The sequence below is a fragment of the Paraburkholderia sp. 2C genome (assembly GCF_054589215.1).
Window position 1 is genome coordinate 18,261 of sequence record NZ_BAAILL010000038.1, and the last position, 19,952, is coordinate 38,212.

The following is a 19,952-nucleotide window of genomic DNA, read 5'->3' on the forward strand; positions in this document are numbered from 1 at the left end:
CGATGAACAAGCCCGCTGCTTCCGATTCGTCGGCCGCCGGCTGGACGCCGCCGGCATCGCGCGACACTGCCGCGCCGCGCACGCCGCTGCACGATCGCATGCTGCCTTTCGTCGGCCCGGTGATTCTGTTCATCGTTTGGGAGGCGGTAGTACGCATGGGGTTGATCAAGCCGATCCTGCTGCCGGGTCCGATCGACACGCTGGGTGCACTGGTGCACGGCCTCGCGGGCGGCCCGCTGCTGACCGACTTCCTCGTGACGGTTGGGCGCACGCTTGAGGCGTTCGTGATCGCGGCGGTCATCGGCATGCCGCTGGGCATCGCGCTCGGCAGCAGTCAGCGTGCGTATCGCAGCGTCGAGTTTCTTGTCGATTTTTTTCGCTCCACGCCTGCGTCCGCGCTTATTCCGCTGTTCCTGCTGATCTTCGGGGTTTCCGATATCAACAAGGTCGCGATTGCGGCGTTCGGCTCGCTGCTTATCGTCGTGTTCAACAGCGCTTACGGGGTCATCAATGCGCGGAAACAACGGGTGATGGCGGCCAGAGTGATGGGCGCGTCGCGCTGGCGCATCTTCAAGGACGTGCTGATCTGGGAGAGCTTGCAACCCAGCTTCGTGGGACTGCGCTCGGCGGTGTCGATGTCGCTGGTCATCGTGATCGTGGCCGAGATGTTTATCGGCTCGCAAGACGGTTTGGGTCATGCGATTCTCGACGCACAACAGGTGCTCAATGTGAAGACGATGTATGCGGCGATTCTCGCGGCCGGCGGTCTGGGTTACGCGCTTAACATTCTTTTTTTGCTGCTGGAGCGGCGCGTGGTGCACTGGAGTGGAAGATAGATGAATACGGTACTGAACGCTCCGTCTTTCGCCGAAGTTCCGCCGGTTCGCTTCAGGCCGGGACCGGCAGGCACTCACATCACGATTCGCGGCCTGACGAAGTACTTCGCGGGGTGGCCGCTGTATGAGGACTTCGACCTCGATATCCCGAAGGCTCGCATCGTGTCGGTTTTCGGCCCCAACGGCTGCGGCAAGAGCACGCTGATCAACATGATTGCGGGCCTCGTGCCGATCGATCGGGGAGAAATCCTGTTCGACGGTAAATCACTGAAAGACACGCGCATCGGCTACGTGTTCCAGAACTACCGCGAGGCGCTGTTCCCGTGGATGCGCACGATCGACAACATCGCGTACCCGCTGTTGCTCGAGCGCAAAAGCAAGGCTGAAGTCGATCGCCGTATGGAAGAGCTGGTGGCTTCTTTCGACGTCAGGTTCGACCTGAAACGCTATCCGTACGAGCTGTCGGGCGGACAGCAGCAGACGGCATCGATCATGCGTGCACTGGCGCCGCGCCCGGAGGTGCTGTTTCTCGACGAGCCGTTCTCAGCGCTGGACTACGAGATGACGCTCTTTATCCGGGAAAAGCTGCAGGAAGTCTTTATGCAGACCGGCACCACGATGCTCGTCGTTTCGCACGACCTTGAAGAAGCGGTGTATCTCGCCGATCAGGTGCTGCTGCTGACCAAGCGGCCCACCCGTATTGCTGAAATAATCGACTATGACGAAGCACGGCCGCGCACGGTCGAGACGCTGTCTCAGGCTGGCTTCATCAAAACCAGGAAGCGTAGTCTGGACGTTTTTCAACGCGAGGTGCGCAGATGAACGAACAGGGCGCTATAACGGCCACGTGAACGCGAGCGTTGCGGTGCTGAACCGCTAACCGGGTTCGACGGCTGCCTCCACCCGAAGGCGCCACTCAGTTGAGTCAGGCGCTTGACCGGACGATTGTCGTTGTAACGCTGTCGTCACAGGAGCGCATCGAGAATTCGAACGCACTGGATGACCGATGTCCGTAGTCAGTCGATGCGACACGAAGCTGCTGGATCGTTCATGCGGCTTCGGTCAGGGCTTCGCGTCCTTTCGCCCCGGGTCCTTCGCTGCAGCAAGACGGCTTTGCGCCGCAACAAGTGGGTCATCCGTGGTTGCCACCAGCCATAAACGTGCGTGCTCGACCATCTGGCGGTTGTGGTCCTTCAACGGGCCCATCGCGGTAGTAGCCTTCCAAACCACCGGACCGATTCGACTTTTTCTGCCCGACGAAGCGCCTACCAGCAGGCAATAAGGTCCCAGCGGAAGCGATACAAACGGAAGTCCCGGACTGACGCGCACGCGCCAGTCGATAAATGGCGTTTCGCTGATCAGCAGCGGCGTGGACAAGCCATAAAGCACACTGAAATCGTACAGCGCCAGTTGTTCCCGCAAGCCAACGTAACGACGCCGGATGTCGTCGACCACCGCCGCCCGGATCTCGTCCTCGAACATAGGCTCCTGCGCATAGCGGGCATATGCCTCGCGAGCCTCCCATTGATATGTGCTGAACATGCCGAGTTCCAGACAGTCCTGCACTGCGCGCTGAACCTCGGCTACAGAACCGGCGTCCTCCGGCGTGCCCAACTGCGCAGCTCGCAAGAACCGCGCAAGTCCCGCCTCCTGGATTGCTGGTGCATCCGCAGACGCCCCATCGTCTTGATGGTCCTTATCAAGGGGTACATAGATATATTGCTCGGCTGCGAAACGCGATTTCTTGCCTTCATCAAACTTGATTTCGCCATCGACGCAGTCCAGATATCGAGTCCCAATACGACCATGCTCCCAAATCCAGTTTTTCAGGAGCGGACGTAGTGGATGCAGTCTGTCTTGATCGGTCATAGAAACCTCCATGCACCCCAGTGTAGCTCCAGCTTGTCGATTGCCCTGCTGGGAGCACGAGGGCATGCATCTCATCCACCGATCGAAGAAGTCACTGCTTGCGTTTCCACGAATGCTGCTAACTCAGGCGTCTCGCGCATCCGCGGTGGCACAGCACTGAGGTCAAACGCGCGCGGCAGATCGCGGATGCCTTCACAGGCAGAAAGCGAGGGCTTCGTGAGCTGGTGCGGCTGTCAGGTAGCAACCAGACCAGCCAGCGACTCCCGAAACGGCTGAACCTGCTCCAGCATGACCTCGCAAGCCGGCGACCCGCACGCCATGGCTGACACAAACCATCGCGCCTCCGGACGGAGCGCTCGACGGCGAGGCTCCTTCACATGTACCTCGACAGGCCATCAAGAGGACGCCGCACCGCGAGAATAAAGCGTTGGTTAGCGTAGGCGGCCGTCGCGGTTCGACCCTGAGCCGCCTTTTGAACGGTTGTCTGCCAAAGACCGCTTCCGGAGCACATCCGACATCGCACCCATCGTCGAAGCCGCGGGCCGCCTAGTCCAAGCGTTGCGGCGAACCAGCATTCAGGGCGGGGACCGTGGAAAACGTCTCGGCGATAAAGTCCATGAACGCGATTGCTCGTTTCGGCAGAAGACGGTTCGCCACATAAAGGATCTGGATCGGCACCGGCGGCGCGGCATGTTCGCTCAGCAGAAGGACCAGAGTATCATTCTCCAGCCCCTCTTCGAACAGCCATCGCGGACCATGCGCGATGCCGACGCCTAAACCGGCAGCCTCTCGCACTGCCTGAGGCGAGTTGACACGGAGCCGTCCGGAAACCTGTATTTCGCGATCCATGAAACGCCACGTGCTGCCTGACGACAGCAACGAATAAACGATGCAGTCGTGTTCACGCAGATCGTCCGGCGACTGGGGTACGCCATGCCTGGCGAGATAACGGCGACTCGCGACACAAACGCGCTCGAACAGGCCGATGCGTCGTGCACGCAGCGCACTGTCTTCCAGATGCCCGATGCGGATAGCGAGTTCGGCCCCTTCGTCGATCAGGTTCACATACCGGTCGCTGATCTGCAGATCGAGTTGCAACTCGGGATAGCGCGCGAGGAAGTCGGGAATCTTCTGCATCACAAATGTGTGCGCCAGTGCGCTTGGACAGGCGACCCGCAGCAGACCGGACGGCGCAACGTTATCGCGAAACGATGTCTCGGCCTCGCCGACCGCATCGAGAATTCTCCGGACCTCCGCGTAGTAGCGTTCGCCCTCCGGCGTAAGCGCGAGCCGGCGCGTGGAACGATGCAGCAACCGGGCCTGCAGGTGCGCTTCGAGCGCGGCCACGTACCGGCTTACGTTCGGCTGCCCTAGCCCCAGGTCACGTCCCGCAGCCGAGAAGCTCCCTGTCTCTACCGCACGGGCAAAGCAGGTCATCAGTAAAAAACGGTCCATGCTCGCCTCATTCATGCAACTGAAGCATGAAATATATACGATGAGACCGTCTTATCGGCATTGCTGCATGGGTCCATCCTTCGGGCGTGGTGGACAGACGGCGCTCCCGTCGGTTCGCCCGTCAACCCACCAGGAGAATATCCATGTCCCGTTTGCAAGGAAAACGTGCGCTCATCACCGGCGGCACCAGCGGTATCGGCCTCGAAACAGCCCGGCAGTTTCTTGCCGAAGGCGCGCGCGTCGTCGTGACCGGCAACAACCCCGACCGCATCGCCTCGGCGCAGGCCGAACTCGGCAAGGACGCACTCGTCCTGCGTGCCGATTCGGCAAGCGTCAGCGAACAACAGGGTCTCGCGCGCGCCGTCGCCGATCACTACGGGCAACTCGATATCGCGTTTATCAACGCGGGCATCTCCGTCTGGGTGCCAATCGAGCAATGGACGGAAGAGATGTTCGACCGCTCATTCGACATCAACGTCAAGGGGCCGTACTTCCTGATCCAGGCGTTGCTGCCGGCATTCGCGAATCCGGCTTCGGTCGTGCTCAATACGTCGATCAACGCACACGTAGGTGCGGCGCGCTCATCGGTCTACGCCGCGACCAAGGCCGCACTCCTGAATCTGTCGAAGACGCTGTCAGGCGAACTGCTCGAACGCGGCATCCGTGTCAACGCAGTCAGCCCCGGCCCGATCGACACGCCGCTTTACGACAAGCTCGGCATTCCCGACGCGTATCGCGAACAGGTCAACCGGGACATTGTCGCGGCCATCCCGTCGGGCCGCTTCGGCATGCCGGAAGAGGTCGCCAAAGCTGTGCTGTATCTCGCGTCCGACGAATCGCATTGGACCGTCGGCTCCGAAATTGTCGTCGACGGCGGCCGCATGCTGAACGGCTGACCCCGCGGAAGTCTCAATGGGCGGGCCTTGGCGGGGAGACCTTCGGGTCTGCCGGTTTTGGTTTCGACGCCGGTCTGCTAACCCTGTCATGTGCCCGCTCACCCTCCCTTTGCATCGGTCGCGGGCCTTCTCTGATAGTGGAGGACGCAACATGGCCAGCAACGCAAAACCATTCTCGAACGAACAACGGACGCTTCGCAACGAGGCATTGCAGGACCCCCGACGGATCGCACTCGACACCGCCCAAGGCGACCCGCGGAACACTCGCCAATCCATTTCGCCCAAACAGCGCAAGAAGCGGTACGCGCACCTGGAGCGCTTTAGCGTGGCGGCTGTCCATCATGCGATCCGGGCGAGCCGGCAACTCGACCAGATCAGCGCAATCACCCGCATGATTGCGCGAGACAACGGGCTTTCCAAAGAACGAAAAGCGCTACTCGAAGGACTTCAAAGCCTTGCGCAAAACTACGCATCGGAGGCGCGTATGGATATGGAGCATATGGCTATCGCGCAGTTGAGGCACACAGCTCGGTGGAAGCGGTTCAAGCAGCAGATAGGGTAGTAAGTTCCGCCGATCGAGCCAATTCTGGCTCGATCGTGTTCTGTCGTGTTATCGCCGTGCTATGTCGCAACGAGCCTTTAAATCCAAGCGAGCCGAGCAACTTGCGCTTCAGCATCAGATCGCATAAACATCCCTCACCGCCCGCACCCCCGCACCGATATCAACATTCACGCCCCGCCGCTCGAGCACCGCCCCAAAGGCAGTCAGATTCGCCAGTACCGCATCGAACGACGCACGCAACCCCGTGTGATCGAGCCGCACGATCCGTCCTTCGATCTCGCCGAAGCCCGGCAGCAATTCCACGCCGAGCTTCGCCGCATCCGCGATCAACGCGTTCGCATGAACGCCTTCCGGCACCGGCGCCGACGTCACGAGCGCGGACGCCGCATCGTCCGCGGCGATCCACGGCGCCACGCCAAGCGCACGCAACCCCGCTCGACTCGCACGCGACGCTTGCCGATGCCGCGCAATCACCTGCTCGATACCCTCAGCTTCAACACGCTCGAGCGCCGCATCGAGCGCCCAGAATTCGAGCGCCGGCGGCGTGCCCGGCAACGCCAGCCGGCCACGATCGAGCCAGTTGTGCTTGAGTTCCGCCAGCGACAGGCTCGACGGCGCAAAGTCCGGCAACGCATGGATATGCGCCCACGCACGCGCGCTGACCGCAACCGCCGACACCCCCGCCGGCCCCGCGAGCGCCTTTTGCGCGCCGATCACCGCGATATCGATGTCATGCATGTCGAAGTCGATCGGGTGGCCGCCGACCGACGCAACCGCATCGACCACGAACAGCGCCCCGCGCGCTCGCGCGAGCGCCGCCAGTGCGCCCAGCGGATTGAGCGCGCCATTCGACGATTCCGCATGCACGGCCGCGACGATATCGACATGCGGCAATCCGTCGAGACACGCGGACACCGCGGCCGCCTCGATCGGCTGCCCCGCTGCTGCGCTCACCTGATGAACCGTCACGCCGCCGCGCGCGAGCCACGTGCCGAACCACGCGCCATACGGGCTCGTCACCACATTGACAGCGACGAGACCGGGCCGCGCGATGCTCGTCGCCGCGGCCTCGAGCGCGAGAATCGCCTCCGCCTGCAGGAACACCACGTCCGCTTGCGTGGTCGCGAACAGCCGCTTGATGCGATCGGCGAGCGGCGCGTAACGATCGGCGGCATAACGCGGCGGATCGAGCAACAAGCGAAGATCGAAGCGGGACATCGAATAGCCTTTTTCCTTGAGCGTTGGTTTCGCTCGCTAGCGGTGATATAGCGGTTATGCGGAAGCTGTTTCTGAAGCGTGCTGTTGCGAATAACCGTGCGACGACGCACGCCGCATCGCCCGATACAACAGCGCCGCCACCGCGAGCATCGCCACCGTAAACACGAACACCGCCGACGCAGCCGCATACACGGCCGGCGACGGACCATACTGCAAACTGCCATACAGATACACGGGCAGCGTGCCCGTTTGCGGCGTCGTGAGAAAGGCGGAGATCACGAGATTGTCGAACGAGAACGTGTACGCCATCACGCCACCCGCCGCGACGGCTGGCGCGAGTTGCGGCAGCACGATATAGCGCAGCGTCGCGGCGCGCGTGCCGCCCAGATCGGCGGCGGCGTCTTCAAGGTCGCGATCGAGCGTGAGCATGCGCGCGCGCACCACCAGCGCGACCACGGCGATTCCGCTTGGCGTAATGCCCGCCACGAGCGTCGCCGTGTCGAGCGGCACCCCCGTCACCGCATAGAACAGCAATAGCGAAATGCCGATCACCGACTCGGGTACGATCAGCAACAGATATGTCATCAACGTGAGCAGGCGGCGCACGCGCCGCGCCGGATGCCGCACGACGACGAACCCGAGTACCGTGCCGAGCAGCACCGATAACAGCGCGCACCACGCCGCAACGATCACGCTTTCCGCCACGGCATGGCGCAGCGACAGGTCGCTCCATGCAGCCGCATACCATTGCAGGGTCCAGCCGGTCAGCGTCGAGGTCTGCTTGTTGTCGACGCCGAGGTTGAACGAATACACGATGCCCGTCGCAATCGGCACGAACAGAAACACGACGACAAGCGCGTACCAGACCCTGAGGCCCGTTTCCGCAAGACGCAAGCGCGAACGCGCAGGCGCAGGCGATCCCAAGCGCGGCGCCCAATGTTGCGCACGCAACCTGTCGGACGACGAAGCACGCGGCCCGCTCATCGCCCCGTCTCCGCAAAGCCCGCCGTCACGCGCGCAAGCAAGGCAACCAGCACCGCCACGGCGATCAACACGGCCATCGCCATCGCCGAACCCAATGCATAGTTCTGCGCATCGAGATACTGCTCGGCGATCGCCTGCCCCATCAACACGCCGCGGCCGCCGCCGAGCAGCGTCGGAATCACCATTTCGCCGAGCATCGGCACCGCCGTGAGCAACACCGCGGTCGCGATGCCGGGGCGGCTCAACGGCAGTATCACCGAGCAGAAGGTACGCCAGCGCGTCGCGCCGAGATCTTCGCTCGCGTCGATCAGTTCGCGCGGAATGCGTTCGAGCACGACCGCAAGCGGCACGATCGCAATCGGCAAATAGACATAGACCATGCCGATAAACACCGCGACCGGCGTATCGAGCACATCGAGCGCGCCCGCATGCAGGCCGATCGCATCGAGTATCGCCTCGGCGAAGCCATGTCGCGCGAGCACCATGCGCAGCGACATCACGCGAATCAGGAAGCTCGAGAAATACGGCACGAGAATCAGCGTCAAGGCGAACAGCTTGCGGCGCGCATGAAACGCGATGAAGTAAGCGGCCGGATACGCGACACCCACGCACAACAGCGATGCGATCGCGGCAAAGCGCAGCGTTCTCGCCAGCGTTGCGCCGTAAAAACCGGTCAGCGCCGACGCATAGTTATCGAGCGTAAAGCCCGCTTCGACGCCACCGAACGTCGCGTGTCCGAACGAAAACACGGCCGTCAGCCCAAGCGGCACGAGAAAGAACACCGTGAGCCATGAAGCGGGCAGCGCCGCGAGCAGATGATCGGGCGCCGCGCGCGAGGCGAGCGGCATCGCGCGCGAATGCGCTTTCATCGATGCGGATGAAGAATCGCCATGCCAGCCGTGCATTGCCATGCCTCGCGCTCAACCCGCGGCCGCGCGGATTTCCGTCTGCATCTGCAGATAGACGCCGATCGTTTCCGGGTTGACGACGAACGACGTCAGCTTGCTGAAGTCGAGGCCCTTGCCGCCGAAGATCAGATCGGCATCATGCACATCGGGGCCGATCCTGTCGCGCAAGCCCGCGATGGCGGCCGGAAAGCCGAGGTAGCGCGTTTCGGCCACCTGCACCTCCGGCCGTAGCTGATACGCGAGAAAACCGTACGCGTCGTCGATATGCGGCGCGTGCTTCGCGATCGCGTAGTTGTCCACCCACAGTTCGCTCAACGGACCCGGCACGGCCCACTTGAGCCGCGGATTCAGCATGATCGCCGCACGCGCGCCGGCCTGATGCGTCTGCGCAAGCACGATCGAGCCGTTGGCGGCCGCATCGGGCTGCAAGGTCGCGAAGGTCTTCACGTGCTTCGCAAAGCGTTTGACGGGCTCGGCTGCCGCGCGAATCTGCTCCGCGCTCGCCTTGTTCCAGTCCTGTCCGCGCATCCAGAGCTCGGGCCCGATGGTCTCCCAGCCCGACACCGACAGGCGCACCTTGCCGGAGACGCCCGGCTTTTCGCCGGCCTTGAAGAAGTCTTCCCACGTGACGATCTCGCCCGTGACCTGCGGATCGTAAAGCACGCCGAGCAGCCCCCAATCCTTCGGTATCGAATAGCGGTTGCCCGGATCGTATTCGCGATTGAGCAGCTTTGGGTCGAGCGCCGCCAGATCGAGCCGGCTGTGATCGAGTTCCTGCAACAGCCCGCGTTTGGCGAACTGCGCGATCCAGCTCGATGACGGAATCACGATATCGAAGCCCGCGCCCGCCGGGCTATTGAGCTTCGCAAACAGCACCTCGTTCGAATTGAACGTCGACACCGCGGGCGTCACGCCGGACTGCTGCGCATAGGCGCGCAGATCGTTCGTCGAAAAATAATCGGGCCAGCTGTAGATGTTCAGTTGACGCGCCGTCGCCGCGCGGACGATCGGCGAGCCGGCGAACGGCGCCATCGCGGCGGCGCCGAGCATCCGCAGGACCGAGCGACGGCGCTCGATGCGGCCAACCTTGCCGGTTTGAGGATTCATGTACGGACTCATGGGCGGATTCAGGCGTTCGGGCCGGTGTTCTTTCACGTTGGTTTCGAGCCTCATGGGCAGTGAGCATCGTTGAAAACAACACGTGTGATGCCTGATTATTTCATCGGATTTGATATCGTTCAGTGTCGCGCCGCCTGACGCGCGGCTCGCGCTACCCTTTACCGATCCGCACCGCCACCGGGAACCCTCGATGCCGCTTCGCCTTCCGCCTCTGTCGTCACTGCGCTTTTTCGAAGCGGCCGCGCGGCATCAAAGCTTCAAGCTCGCCGCGGCGGAACTCAACGTGACGCCGAGCGCGGTCAGTCACGGCATCGTCGGGCTCGAAGAGGCGCTCGGCGTCGAGCTGTTCGTGCGCGAGCCGCGCGGACTGTCGCTGACGCGCGAGGGCAAGCTGTATCTGCCGTATATCGCCGAGGCCTTCGCGTTGATCGCGATCGGCACGCAGCGTCTGCCCGACCGGCGCGCGAACCGGACCATCGCCGTCAGCTGCGCGCCGACGCTCGCGATGCGCTGGTTCGTGCCGCGCCTCGCGCGCTTTCGCGAAAGCTGGCCCAACGTCAATGTGACGGTCGATACGTCGCGCCGGCTGGTCGGCTTTCCAGCCGACGGCTTCGATTTCGCCCTGCGTCTGTCGCGCGGCCCGATCGCGGGCGCGACGTGCGACCGGCTGTTCGGCGAGCGGCTCGTGCCGGTCTGCAGCCCGGCGTATCTCGAGACCTTGATCGACCGTAACGATAGATCGATTGACCTGCGCCGCGCGACGCTGATCCACGTCGATACGGCCAGCGCCGACTGGCAAACCTGGCTCGACAGTGCGGGCGCGCAGGCGCGCGGCGAGCACATCGATGCATCGGGCGGTTTGCGCTTCGACACCGTTCAGCTTGCGCTCGAGGCCGCCGCTGGCGGCCTCGGTGTCGCGATCGGCCGGCTGCCGCTCGCCGACGCCGACCTTGCCGCCCACACGCTGGTCGCCGCGAGCACGCTGATCGTCGCGGCCGAACCGGCCTACTGGCTCGTCAGCGCGCACACCGACGAACGCCCCGAGATGCTTGCGTTCAGGCGCTGGCTGCTCGCCGAAGCGGCGCTCGTGGAACCCGTTGCGGACACAACCGGTTCCGATCGACCGAACCAACCGGACGGGGCGTGAAAATTTCTCACCTGTCGTCAAAATCTTTTCCTTTGTCGGCGTTCCGCACCGCTGCCACTATGGCCGCGAGGAGGAACCCACCATGTCGACGGCCCTGCGCAGTCCCGCGCAACCCTTCAAAACCCACCTGACGCTCGTGATTATCGCGGCGGCGCTCGTCATGAGCGCGGCGATGGGCGTGCGGCAAACCTTCGGCCTCTTTATCGGGCCATTTTCGTTCGACCGCGGCGTGCCCGTCACGCTGATCGCGTTTGCCATTGCGCTGCACAACCTCGTCTGGGGGTTCGCGCAGCCGTTTGCAGGCGCGGCTGCCGACCGTCACGGCGCCGCGCCGGTGGTCGCCTTCGGCGCGGCGGTATTCGCCGCCGGTCTCGCGCTCGCGGCCGCTTCGTGGTCGGGCTGGATGCTTGTGCTGGGCCTGGGGGTACTGGTCGGTATCGGCATCAGCTGCACGAGTTTCGGTGTCGTGCTGAGCGCGGTGGGACGCGTGGCATCGGCGGAACAACGCAGTCTCGCAATGGGCATCGCAAGCGCGGGCGGCTCGCTCGGCCAGGTGCTGATGGTGCCGCTCGCGCAGACCGTGCGGCTCAATTCGGGCGTGAGTACATCGCTCTTCGTGCTCGCGTTCGTGATGCTGCTCGCGGCGCCGCTTGGCATCGTGCTCGATCGCCGGGAGCGCTCGCAACGCGCCGCTGCGCCGCGCGCCGCGGCGGCCACCGCGATCACGGCATCGCCCGACACACAGCCGGCCTCGCTGCGCACAACGCTCGCCTATGCATCGCGCCACCGCGGCTACCGGCTGCTCACGCTGGGCTTTTTCACCTGCGGCTTCCAGCTCGCGTTTATTGCCACGCACCTGCCCGGCTATCTGTTCCTGTGCCATATGCCGATCGGGCTCGGCGCCACGGCGCTATCGCTGATCGGGCTGTTCAACATGGCCGGCAGCTGGGCGTGCGGCTGGCTCGGCGGACGCTACCGGCAGCAGCGTGTGCTCGGCTGGCTCTATCTGATCCGCGGCGCGGCCATTGCCGCATTCTTCCTGTTGCCGAAGTCGACGTTGTCGGTGGTGCTGTTCGCCGCGGTGATGGGACTCACATGGCTCGGCACGGTGCCGCTCACCAGTGGACTCGTGGCGAAGGTGTTCGGCACGCGGCATCTCGGCACGCTGTTCGGCGTCGTGTTTCTGAGCCATCAGCTCGGCTCGTTTCTCGGCGCGTGGCTCGGCGGCTTCGTATTCGACGTGACGGGCTCGTATTCGCTGGTCTGGGGCGCAACGGCGCTGGCCAGCCTGTTCGCGGCGCTGCTGCACTTTCCGATCGACGACACCGTGGTCGAAGAGGCGAAGCTAACGGCCGCGGCGGCGCGCGCGTAAATATCGCGCCGCGCCGCGCCTCGATCTAACCGCAATGCACGAGCGTCTGCGCAAGAAACGCGTGCTCGCGTTCGTCTTCGTACCGCGCGGCGGTATCGAAGAACTGCGCGGGCGGCCGGTCATCGAGAATGCGCCCGCCCGCCATAAACAGCATGCGGTCCGCCACCTCCCGCGCGAAGCCGTATTCGTGCGTGACGATCAGCATCGTCATCCCTTCCTGCGCGAGGTCCGCGATGATGCCGAGCACGCTGCCCGCGCGCTCCACTTCGATTCCCGCCGTCGGATCGTCGATCAGCAACACGTCGGGGTCCATCACGAGCGTGCGGGCAATCCCCGCGCATTGCTGCTGCGAGCGCGACAGTTCATGCGGATATTTGCCCTCGCACGCGCGCAACCCGACGCGCCCGAGCAGCGCGCGGCTGCGCAAGCTCGCTTCGTCACGCGAGCGGCGCAACACCTGGGTCTGCCCGAGATCGAGGTTGTCGAGGATGGTCAGATGCGAAAACAGATGCACGCCCTGCAGCACGACGCCGACCCGCATCCGATGCTCGGATGCCACGCGGCGCCCCGGCTTCAGGGTCCGCGCGCCGACCGTGATTTCGCCGCGCTGGAACGCTTCGATGCCGTTGATGGTTTTGATCAGGGTCGACTTGCCGGCCCCGGCCGGCCCGCACAGCACCGCGACCTCGCCCCGCTTCAGCGACAGGCTGCAGTCGTCGAGCGCCTGCACATCGCCATACCACTTCGACAGATGACTGATCTGAATCATGCGTGAACTCCCGCCCGGCGCGCAGCCCCCAACCGCGCGCGAGGCAAAACTGCGACGAATCGCAGGGCAAGACGGATCGCAGCCGGATCGGCTAGCGGCCAGGTTTGATGTTCTGATTGAGACTGAACAGGTTCGTCGGATCGTATTTCTTCTTCAGCTCGGCAAGTCGTGCATAGTTATCGCCATAGGCGACCCGGCTTTGCTCGGGCACTTCGTCGCTGAAGAAATTCGGCAGATAGGCGCCGTTCGAATACGGCCGCAGCGCATCGAACAGACCCCGCGCCCACGCAACATGCTGATCGTTGTCGGCCGGGTCGAGCCACTGCGGCATGATGTTGATGTAATACAGATGGTCGCGATGCGGAAACGCGGTCTCGGCGGCCGGCACGCGCGTCGGCGCGCCCGCGTAGTACTCGATCACGACTGCCGTCAGCGGCGACTTCGGACGCTCCATATGATCGATCAGCAGATCGATCACATCGTCGCCGAACGATTTGACGAACGTCGATTTCCAGTAGTTGTACGACTTGTCCGGGAACGATTGCTCGAGAAACGACTGCATGACCGGGAACGGCATCGGCTCGATCGCATCGAGCATCGGCGTGCCGAACTGGCGCAGCGGCGCGAGCACGCGCTCGCCCTCGGTCAGATCGCCGCCGCAATAGCAAACGATCATGCCGACCGCGGGCACACCGTCCGGCGTCGATAGCAAGCCCGCATAGGCGGTCAGCTCTTCGGGCGCGGTGGCCATGAACTCGCGAAAATGGCGCAGCACCCCGTGCGCATCGGCGCGCGGATACAGCAGCAAGCCGCCGAGCACCGTCTTCACCGGATGCGCGCGGAACACAAACGACGTGACGACGCCGAAATTGCCGCCGCCGCCGCGCAACCCCCAGAACAGATCGGGGTTCGAATCGGCGCTGGCGGTGACGAGCTCGCCGTTCGCGGTCACCACTTCGCACGACAGCAGATTGTCGATCGTGAGCCCATACTTGCGCACGAGAAAGCCGACGCCGCCGCCGAGCGTCAGTCCCGCAACACCCGTTTTCGACACCACGCCGGCCGGTACCGCGAGGCCATGCAGATGTGTCTCGCGGTCGAGGTCGGCGAGCAGCGCGCCGGCCTGCACATGAACCGTGCGCGTGCCGGCGTCGACCGATACGCGCTTCATCGTCGACAGATCGATGACGAGGCCGTCGTCGCACAGCGAGCGGCCCGCGACATTGTGCCCGCCGCTCTTCACCGCGACGAGCAGATCGTTCGCACGCGCGAACTTGACTGCGCGAATCACATCGGACGCGCTCGCGCAGCGTGCTATCAGGCCCGGATGCTTGTCGATGCTCGCATTCCAGATCGTGCGCGCCGCTTCATAACCGTCGTCGCCGGGCGACAACGCCTCGCCCTTGAATTCGCTGCGGAAGGTGGCGATGGCGGTGGGGTCGACGTGGGTGCCGTCGCGCTGCTTCAGCGTGGCTGCGTGCATTATTTCTTCCTCTGAAAGAGTCGAAGGGGTGACTTCACGGTCCGGATGTCACCGGAGGGCTGAGTCGGGCCGCGCCGTCGGAACCAGAAAGCAGCGAAGCGAACGGCGGCAATGCAACCAGAACAGCCAGCCTCCATGCGTTATTCCATGGACGACGCGATGTGCCCTGACGTCTCGCGTGCGTCGCATGCAGGCAGGCGTTCGATCGTACTGTGATTGCTGCGTTTACTGCGGTGCAGCACAGCTGCAGGGTCACGTTCGAATGTGACACGCGCGTTAAAGCAAAGCGATCCTAACTTCCCGAGCAAACAAAGCATGCGGCGCGCGCTCGTCATGCGCGGACGGATCGCCTATCATCGTGACGGCCGGTGGCAGCGCGCGAATGTACGCTTCCGCACACACGCTTTGCACCGCACTTCCACGCCGACGCATCACAAACGGAGGACGACGGATCATGCAGAACACCGCAGAAGTGCTTATCGCCGGTGCGGGCCCCGTCGGCCTGCTGCTCGCCACCGAATTGCGCCGCGACGGCATCGACGTATGCGTAATCGATCGGCAGACGACCCGCACGTTCTTCTGCAAGGCGCTGGGCGTGACCGCGCGCACGCTCGAAGTGTTCGACGATATCGGTATCGCCGATGCCGCAATCGACGCGGGCGTGTGGCTAACCGGCATCGAAACCTGGCAGGACGGCGCGCCCGCGGGCGGCATGCCGCTGTCGCTACTGCCGGGGCTGCCCTATGGTGCGCTCTCGCTTGCGCAATTCGACACCGAACGGCTGCTCGAAACCGCGTTGCGGCGGCACGGCGGCCACGTCGACTATGGCTGGACGCTCGAGGCTTTTAGCGAAGCCGACGACGACGTAGAGGCACTTTTGCGTGGACCGCAAGGCGAAACCCACACGCTGCGTTGCCGGTGGCTGGTCGGCTGCGATGGGGCGCGCAGCGCGGTGCGCGCGCAACTGAATCTGCCGTACGAAGGCGCACGCTATCCGCAAACGTTCGCGCTCGCCGATCTCGATGTCGACTGGGCACTGCCGCGCGGCCCGATGTACCGCTTCAACTGGTCCGATGCCACGCGCGAGGTGTCGTCGCTCGCCGCCGTGCCGGTGCACGGTTCGGCGCAGCGCTATCGGCTGTCGGTGATCGTTTCGTCGGAAGAACGCGCTACGCAGCTTGCGGCTCGATTCGACGCGAACGAAGCGCCCGATCTCGACCATATCCGCGCGCTGATGCTGCCCGCGCTGCCGGACGGCACGCGCCTGTCGAATCAGCGCTGGTCGTCGGTGTATCGCGTGAGCCACCGCATCGTGCCCTCGTACGGCCACGGGCGCGTGTTTATCGCGGGCGATGCGGCGCATATTCATCCGCCGGTGGGCGGCCAGGGCATGAACACCGGCTTGCAGGACGCGCACAACCTTGCGTGGAAGCTGTCGCTCGTCGCACGCGGGCTCGCGCGGCCCGCGCTGCTCGACAGCTATTCCGGCGAGCGGCGGCCGGTCGGCCTCGATGTCGTCGAAGCGACGACGCGCGCGATGAACAACGTGCTCGCGCAGCAGGCGGCATTGCCGGGCATGCGCGAAACGCAGTTGCTGGTCGGCTATCGCGATAGCGCGATCGTCGCCGACGAATGCCCGCAACTGCCGCCCGCAGCACCGGTGCCCGGCGACCGCGCGCCCGACGCAGGCGGCCTCACGCAGGCATTCGTCGGCCATCCGCTGCGGCTTCACGACCGCATCGGGCGCGGCCGGCATACGCTGATCGGCTATCTCGACGGGCAAGACGCGCCACTCGCCGCACAGGTTGCCGCATTCGCCGACGCTTACCGCGCGTTGCATGCGGCGCTCGGCTCCGCGTCCTCGGCTTTGCTGATCGCAGCGCCCGGCTGCATGCCGCCACGCGACGAAGCATTCACACTGCTGACCGATACGGCCAGCGCCTTTGCGGCCGCCTTCGGCGCGCATGACGGAACCGGCGGCACGGTCTGGATCATCCGGCCCGATGGTTATATCGGCTGGCGCAGCACGCAGGTTTCGGCCGCTGCCATCCATGCGTGGTTAAAACAGGCACAGATCGTCTGACCGTCGCAGCGCGGTATGAATTGACTGGCCGTATCGAAAAATCGCTAAACGTTGATCCATCATGCGTTCGCCCCGTTTGGCGGAATAAACGGGGGCGCTTCGTTGTTGTCGTGAACAGGAAAACGCCTCGTCGCGGACCTGCCCATAACGCCCCGAAGGGAATCGCTCGATGACTCCGCATTCCGCCCGCTCTCGCCTCACGCATTCACACTGGCTGCCCGACACATCGAACCCGGTCATCGAACGAACCGTCGGCGACGTGCTGCGCAGCGCGGCCCGCGTATTCGCGGGCGAAATCGCGCTGGTCGAAGGCAAGGCCGATCGTCACGCGCGCCGCGCGTGGACCTACGGCGAATTGCTGAACGCGTCCGAACGGATCGCGCTTGGACTCTCGCGGCGCTTCCAACCCGGCGAACATATCGCCGTCTGGAGCGATAGCTGCCCCGAATGGCTGCTGCTCGAATTCGGCGCGGCGCTGGCGGGGCTCGTGCTCGTCACGGTCAATCCGGCATTCAAGGAAGCGGAGCTCGCGTACGTGCTCAAACAGTCGCGCGCGGCCGGCTGCTTCGCCATCCCGCACTACCGCGACCGCGACATGCTCGCCACGCTCGCCGGCGTGCGCGCGCAATTGCCCGCGTTGCGCGAGATCGCCTCGCTCCACGACCTGCCGTACGCAAGCGCCGACGAGCTGGCCGGCGCGCGGCTGCCCGCCGTGAAACCCGACGATATCGCGCAGATTCAATACACGTCCGGTACGACCGGGTTTCCGAAGGGCGCGATGCTTCATCATCGCGGGCTGGTCAATAACGCGCGCTTTTCCGCCCAGGCGAGCGGCGCGCGCGAGCGCGACGTCTGGATCAACCCGCTGCCGATGTTTCACACCGCCGGCTGCGGCCTCGTTACGCTCGGTGCGCTGCAGACGGGCGGCACGCATGTGATGCTGCCGGGCTTCGACGCGGGCCTGATGCTCGAACTCATCGAATCGGAGCGCGGCTCGGTCACGCTGTCGGTGCCGACCATGGCGATTGCGCTGCTCGAGCATCCGACGCTTGCGCGGCGCGACGTGTCGTCATGGCGGCTTGCCGGGATCGGCGGCGCACCGGTGAGCGCGGAACTCGTCGAGCGCATCGAGCGCACGGTGCCCGCGCGCGTCACGATCGGCTTCGGTCTCACCGAGCATTCACCGTATATCACGCACACGCGTCCCGACGAACCGTTCGAACGGCGCGCCCTGACGGTGGGCCGGCCGATGCCGAACGCGGAAGTGAAAATCGTCGACCCGCACACCGATGCGGTCGTGCCCCTCGGCGAGGTCGGCGAGATCTACGTGCGCAGCTACGCGGTGATGCGCGGCTACTTCGACAACCCGGAAGCAACGGCCCACGCCATCGATGCGCAAGGCTGGCTGCGCACGGGCGACCTCGGCAGCATCGATCCCGACGGCTATTGCAGCATTCACGGACGGCTGAAGGACGTGATCATTCGCGGTGGCGAAAACATCTACCCGCGCGAGGTCGAGGACGTGCTCGTGACCTATCCAGGCGTTGCCGATGCCGCCGTCGTGGGCGCGCCGGACGCGACCTGGGGCGAAGTGGTGGTCGCGTTCATTCGCACCGCGGCAGGCACGCAACTGGAAGAGACCGAACTGTTCGACCACTGCCGCCGGCATCTCGCGGCATTCAAGACGCCGCGGCACTGGCGCTTTGTCGACAGCTTTCCGCAAACGCCTTCGGGCAAGGTCCAGAAATACGTGCTGCGGGAACGGTTCGCCGCGGAATCGTGAAACGTGCGTGAACGTGCCGGGTAACGCGCGTACTTTCTCACGCTCCAACGAGCTTGTTTAAGTCCCTCATCCGCAGGCCGTGCATCCCGCGTTCTAATTTTTGTCATATCTGTCAAGTTAACCACGCTCGCACACTCGGAAACTTATTCACATCTGTTTTTCCAGCGCGGAAACGTCGCGCTCGCGATTTCCCCTTCACGAATATTGCGATTGAACGACGAATCAGAAACGGTCTGTTTACCGATCCCTGCTTCCTTAAGCCGCACGAGCCTTCAATACTGGCCAGCCTGAACAACAGACTCATGCGAGAGGAATCAGGATGGTCAAAAAGATGGTTGCTGCCGCGGCGATTGTTTCCGCCGCGTCCACTGCTCATGCCCAAAGTTCGGTGACGTTGTACGGCATCATCGATGCGGGCCTGATCTACACGAACAACGTCACCAAGGGGAATGCACACGGTCCTCTGTTTCAGGCAACGAGCGGCGAAATCAATGGCAGCCGCTTCGGACTGCGCGGCGCGGAAGATTTGGGCGGCGGTCTCAAGGCCATCTTCCTGCTTGAAAACGGCTTTAACGTGCAGAACGGCAAGCTCGGGCAGGACAGCAAGCTGTTCGGCCGGCAAGCGTTTGTCGGCTTGAGCAGTGACCGGCTGGGCGCGATCACGCTGGGCCGCCAGTACGATTCGAACACCGACTTCGTGTTGCCGCTGTCGGCCGTTTCAGGCTCGTTCGGCGACACGGGCTTCGCGCACCCGTTCGACAATGACAACCTGAACCACGGCTTTCGCATCAACAATGCGGTCAAATATGCGAGCCCCGACTTCGCGGGCTTCAAGTTCGGCGGCCTGTACGCATTCTCGAACAATGACGATTTCGCGCTCAATCGCGCCTACAGCTTCGGCGCCAGTTACCACTACGGGACGCTCAATGTCGGCGCGGGCTACCTGCAGATCGACGGCTCGAACAGCACGAATACGGCGGGCGTGATCGATACCAACGAATCGCCGTCGAACGGCACCGGCGGCTTCGTGCTCGGCTCCGACGTGCAGCGCACCGCGACGGCCGGTATCAACTATGGGTACGGCCCCGCGCTGGTGGGCTTCGTCTATTCGCATAGCCAGTTCCAGGGCACGAAGGCATTCGGCTCGAACAACGGCACGCTGCGCTTCGATAACTACGAGCTGAACGGCAAGTACGCCTTGACGCCCGCGATCACGCTCGGCGCCGCGTATACGTACACCGACGGACACGTCACGCAGACGAGCACGTTCGGCGCCGATCCGAAGTGGAATCAGATCAACGTGCAGGCGCTCTACGCGTTCTCAAAGCGCACCGACGTCTATGCCGAGGCGATGTACCAGCACGCGACGGGTCACGGCTACGTCGCGTTTATCAACAACTCGGGCGGCGCATCGTCGACCGCGAATCAGGTTGTCGGGACCGTCGGCTTGAGAACGCGCTTCTGATTC

17 protein-coding genes are annotated in these 19,952 nt (G+C 64.0%); 9 read left to right on the forward strand and 8 right to left on the reverse strand.

The genetic code is table 11. The annotated features are described in order from the left end of the window. The first annotated feature begins 2 nt into the window (after positions 1-2). Positions 3-836, forward strand: a complete 834-nt coding sequence (locus tag ACYPXD_RS17270; protein WP_459713703.1) for an ABC transporter permease — start codon at positions 3-5, stop codon at positions 834-836. Then, complete coding sequence (locus ACYPXD_RS17275; protein ID WP_459713705.1) at positions 837-1,658, forward strand: ABC transporter ATP-binding protein; 822 nt, start codon at positions 837-839, stop codon at positions 1,656-1,658. A 240-nt stretch (positions 1,659-1,898) separates the two neighbouring features. Here ACYPXD_RS17275 and ACYPXD_RS17280 read toward each other — a convergent pair whose 3' ends face one another. Continuing rightward, positions 1,899-2,705, reverse strand: coding sequence for a hypothetical protein (locus ACYPXD_RS17280; protein WP_459713707.1), 807 nt, complete (start codon positions 2,703-2,705; stop codon positions 1,899-1,901). A gap of 546 nt (positions 2,706-3,251) precedes the next feature. Continuing rightward, positions 3,252-4,160 (reverse strand): LysR family transcriptional regulator, encoded by a 909-nt coding sequence (locus tag ACYPXD_RS17285; protein WP_459713710.1) that lies wholly within the window; start codon positions 4,158-4,160, stop codon positions 3,252-3,254. Positions 4,161-4,303: 143 nt separating this feature from the next. Here ACYPXD_RS17285 and ACYPXD_RS17290 point away from each other — a divergent pair, with 143 nt between their 5' ends. Continuing rightward, the gene (locus tag ACYPXD_RS17290) at positions 4,304-5,056 is read left to right on the forward strand and encodes an SDR family oxidoreductase (RefSeq protein ID WP_459713713.1); all 753 of its coding nucleotides are present in this window, start codon (positions 4,304-4,306) and stop codon (positions 5,054-5,056) included. Between the two features lie 151 nt (positions 5,057-5,207). Beyond that, the gene (locus ACYPXD_RS17295) at positions 5,208-5,618 is read left to right on the forward strand and encodes a hypothetical protein (protein WP_459713715.1); all 411 of its coding nucleotides are present in this window, start codon (positions 5,208-5,210) and stop codon (positions 5,616-5,618) included. 114 nt (positions 5,619-5,732) lie between these two features. Here the strand turns inward: ACYPXD_RS17295 and ACYPXD_RS17300 are convergent, their stop codons facing one another. The 4 genes from ACYPXD_RS17300 to ACYPXD_RS17315 are packed head-to-tail and all read right to left on the reverse strand — an operon-like array spanning position 5,733 to position 9,835. After that, positions 5,733-6,836: a pyridoxal-phosphate-dependent aminotransferase family protein gene (locus ACYPXD_RS17300; protein ID WP_459713718.1), complete on the reverse strand. Its 1,104-nt coding sequence runs from the start codon at positions 6,834-6,836 to the stop codon at positions 5,733-5,735. A 54-nt stretch (positions 6,837-6,890) separates the two neighbouring features. Then, entirely contained in the window at positions 6,891-7,820 is a 930-nt protein-coding gene (locus tag ACYPXD_RS17305; protein WP_459713720.1) for an ABC transporter permease, read from the reverse strand. Then, the gene (locus ACYPXD_RS17310; protein WP_459713723.1) at positions 7,817-8,731 is read right to left on the reverse strand and encodes an ABC transporter permease; all 915 of its coding nucleotides are present in this window, start codon (positions 8,729-8,731) and stop codon (positions 7,817-7,819) included. The genes ACYPXD_RS17305 and ACYPXD_RS17310 overlap by 4 nt, the downstream gene beginning before the upstream one ends. 9 nt (positions 8,732-8,740) lie before the next feature. Then, positions 8,741-9,835 (reverse strand): ABC transporter substrate-binding protein, encoded by a 1,095-nt coding sequence (locus ACYPXD_RS17315; protein WP_459713725.1) that lies wholly within the window; start codon positions 9,833-9,835, stop codon positions 8,741-8,743. Between the two features lie 202 nt (positions 9,836-10,037). Here ACYPXD_RS17315 and ACYPXD_RS17320 point away from each other — a divergent pair, with 202 nt between their 5' ends. Next, positions 10,038-10,994, forward strand: a complete 957-nt coding sequence (locus ACYPXD_RS17320) for a LysR substrate-binding domain-containing protein (RefSeq protein ID WP_459713728.1) — start codon at positions 10,038-10,040, stop codon at positions 10,992-10,994. An 82-nt stretch (positions 10,995-11,076) separates the two neighbouring features. Then, entirely contained in the window at positions 11,077-12,366 is a 1,290-nt protein-coding gene (locus tag ACYPXD_RS17325) for an MFS transporter (protein WP_459713730.1), read from the forward strand. Between the two features lie 25 nt (positions 12,367-12,391). On the opposite strand, the gene ACYPXD_RS17330 is transcribed toward ACYPXD_RS17325, so the two are convergent. After that, complete coding sequence (locus ACYPXD_RS17330; protein ID WP_459713732.1) at positions 12,392-13,135, reverse strand: amino acid ABC transporter ATP-binding protein; 744 nt, start codon at positions 13,133-13,135, stop codon at positions 12,392-12,394. Positions 13,136-13,226: 91 nt separating this feature from the next. After that, a complete protein-coding gene (locus ACYPXD_RS17335; RefSeq protein WP_459713734.1) occupies positions 13,227-14,618 on the reverse strand; it encodes an FAD-binding oxidoreductase in 1,392 nt (463 codons plus the stop codon). 454 nt (positions 14,619-15,072) lie between these two features. Here ACYPXD_RS17335 and ACYPXD_RS17340 point away from each other — a divergent pair, with 454 nt between their 5' ends. The 3 genes from ACYPXD_RS17340 to ACYPXD_RS17350 all read left to right on the forward strand — a co-directional run bounded on the left by ACYPXD_RS17340 (position 15,073) and on the right by ACYPXD_RS17350 (position 19,949). After that, a complete protein-coding gene (locus ACYPXD_RS17340; RefSeq protein WP_459713736.1) occupies positions 15,073-16,701 on the forward strand; it encodes an FAD-dependent monooxygenase in 1,629 nt (542 codons plus the stop codon). Positions 16,702-16,870: 169 nt separating this feature from the next. Beyond that, a complete protein-coding gene (locus tag ACYPXD_RS17345; protein WP_459713738.1) occupies positions 16,871-18,484 on the forward strand; it encodes an AMP-binding protein in 1,614 nt (537 codons plus the stop codon). 319 nt (positions 18,485-18,803) lie between these two features. Further along, on the forward strand, positions 18,804-19,949 hold the full coding sequence (locus tag ACYPXD_RS17350) for a porin (RefSeq protein WP_459713740.1): 1,146 nt from the start codon (positions 18,804-18,806) through the stop codon (positions 19,947-19,949). Positions 19,950-19,952: the final 3 nt, after the last annotated feature.

Excerpts from the sequence above, each read along its gene's own strand:
- ACYPXD_RS17275 (WP_459713705.1), top strand. The coding sequence starts at position 837 with ATGAATACGGTACTGAACGCTCCGTCTTTCGCCGAAGTTCCGCCGGTT.
- ACYPXD_RS17315 (WP_459713725.1), bottom strand. The coding sequence starts at position 9,835 with ATGAATCCTCAAACCGGCAAGGTTGGCCGCATCGAGCGCCGTCGCTCG.
- ACYPXD_RS17270 (WP_459713703.1), top strand. The coding sequence starts at position 3 with ATGAACAAGCCCGCTGCTTCCGATTCGTCGGCCGCCGGCTGGACGCCG.
- ACYPXD_RS17295 (WP_459713715.1), top strand. The coding sequence starts at position 5,208 with ATGGCCAGCAACGCAAAACCATTCTCGAACGAACAACGGACGCTTCGC.
- ACYPXD_RS17335 (WP_459713734.1), bottom strand. The coding sequence starts at position 14,618 with ATGCACGCAGCCACGCTGAAGCAGCGCGACGGCACCCACGTCGACCCC.
- ACYPXD_RS17345 (WP_459713738.1), top strand. The coding sequence starts at position 16,871 with ATGACTCCGCATTCCGCCCGCTCTCGCCTCACGCATTCACACTGGCTG.
- ACYPXD_RS17340 (WP_459713736.1), top strand. The coding sequence starts at position 15,073 with ATGCAGAACACCGCAGAAGTGCTTATCGCCGGTGCGGGCCCCGTCGGC.
- ACYPXD_RS17310 (WP_459713723.1), bottom strand. The coding sequence starts at position 8,731 with ATGGCAATGCACGGCTGGCATGGCGATTCTTCATCCGCATCGATGAAA.
- ACYPXD_RS17285 (WP_459713710.1), bottom strand. The coding sequence starts at position 4,160 with ATGGACCGTTTTTTACTGATGACCTGCTTTGCCCGTGCGGTAGAGACA.
- ACYPXD_RS17300 (WP_459713718.1), bottom strand. The coding sequence starts at position 6,836 with ATGTCCCGCTTCGATCTTCGCTTGTTGCTCGATCCGCCGCGTTATGCC.
- ACYPXD_RS17320 (WP_459713728.1), top strand. The coding sequence starts at position 10,038 with ATGCCGCTTCGCCTTCCGCCTCTGTCGTCACTGCGCTTTTTCGAAGCG.
- ACYPXD_RS17330 (WP_459713732.1), bottom strand. The coding sequence starts at position 13,135 with ATGATTCAGATCAGTCATCTGTCGAAGTGGTATGGCGATGTGCAGGCG.
- ACYPXD_RS17350 (WP_459713740.1), top strand. The coding sequence starts at position 18,804 with ATGGTCAAAAAGATGGTTGCTGCCGCGGCGATTGTTTCCGCCGCGTCC.
- ACYPXD_RS17290 (WP_459713713.1), top strand. The coding sequence starts at position 4,304 with ATGTCCCGTTTGCAAGGAAAACGTGCGCTCATCACCGGCGGCACCAGC.
- ACYPXD_RS17305 (WP_459713720.1), bottom strand. The coding sequence starts at position 7,820 with ATGAGCGGGCCGCGTGCTTCGTCGTCCGACAGGTTGCGTGCGCAACAT.
- ACYPXD_RS17280 (WP_459713707.1), bottom strand. The coding sequence starts at position 2,705 with ATGACCGATCAAGACAGACTGCATCCACTACGTCCGCTCCTGAAAAAC.
- ACYPXD_RS17325 (WP_459713730.1), top strand. The coding sequence starts at position 11,077 with ATGTCGACGGCCCTGCGCAGTCCCGCGCAACCCTTCAAAACCCACCTG.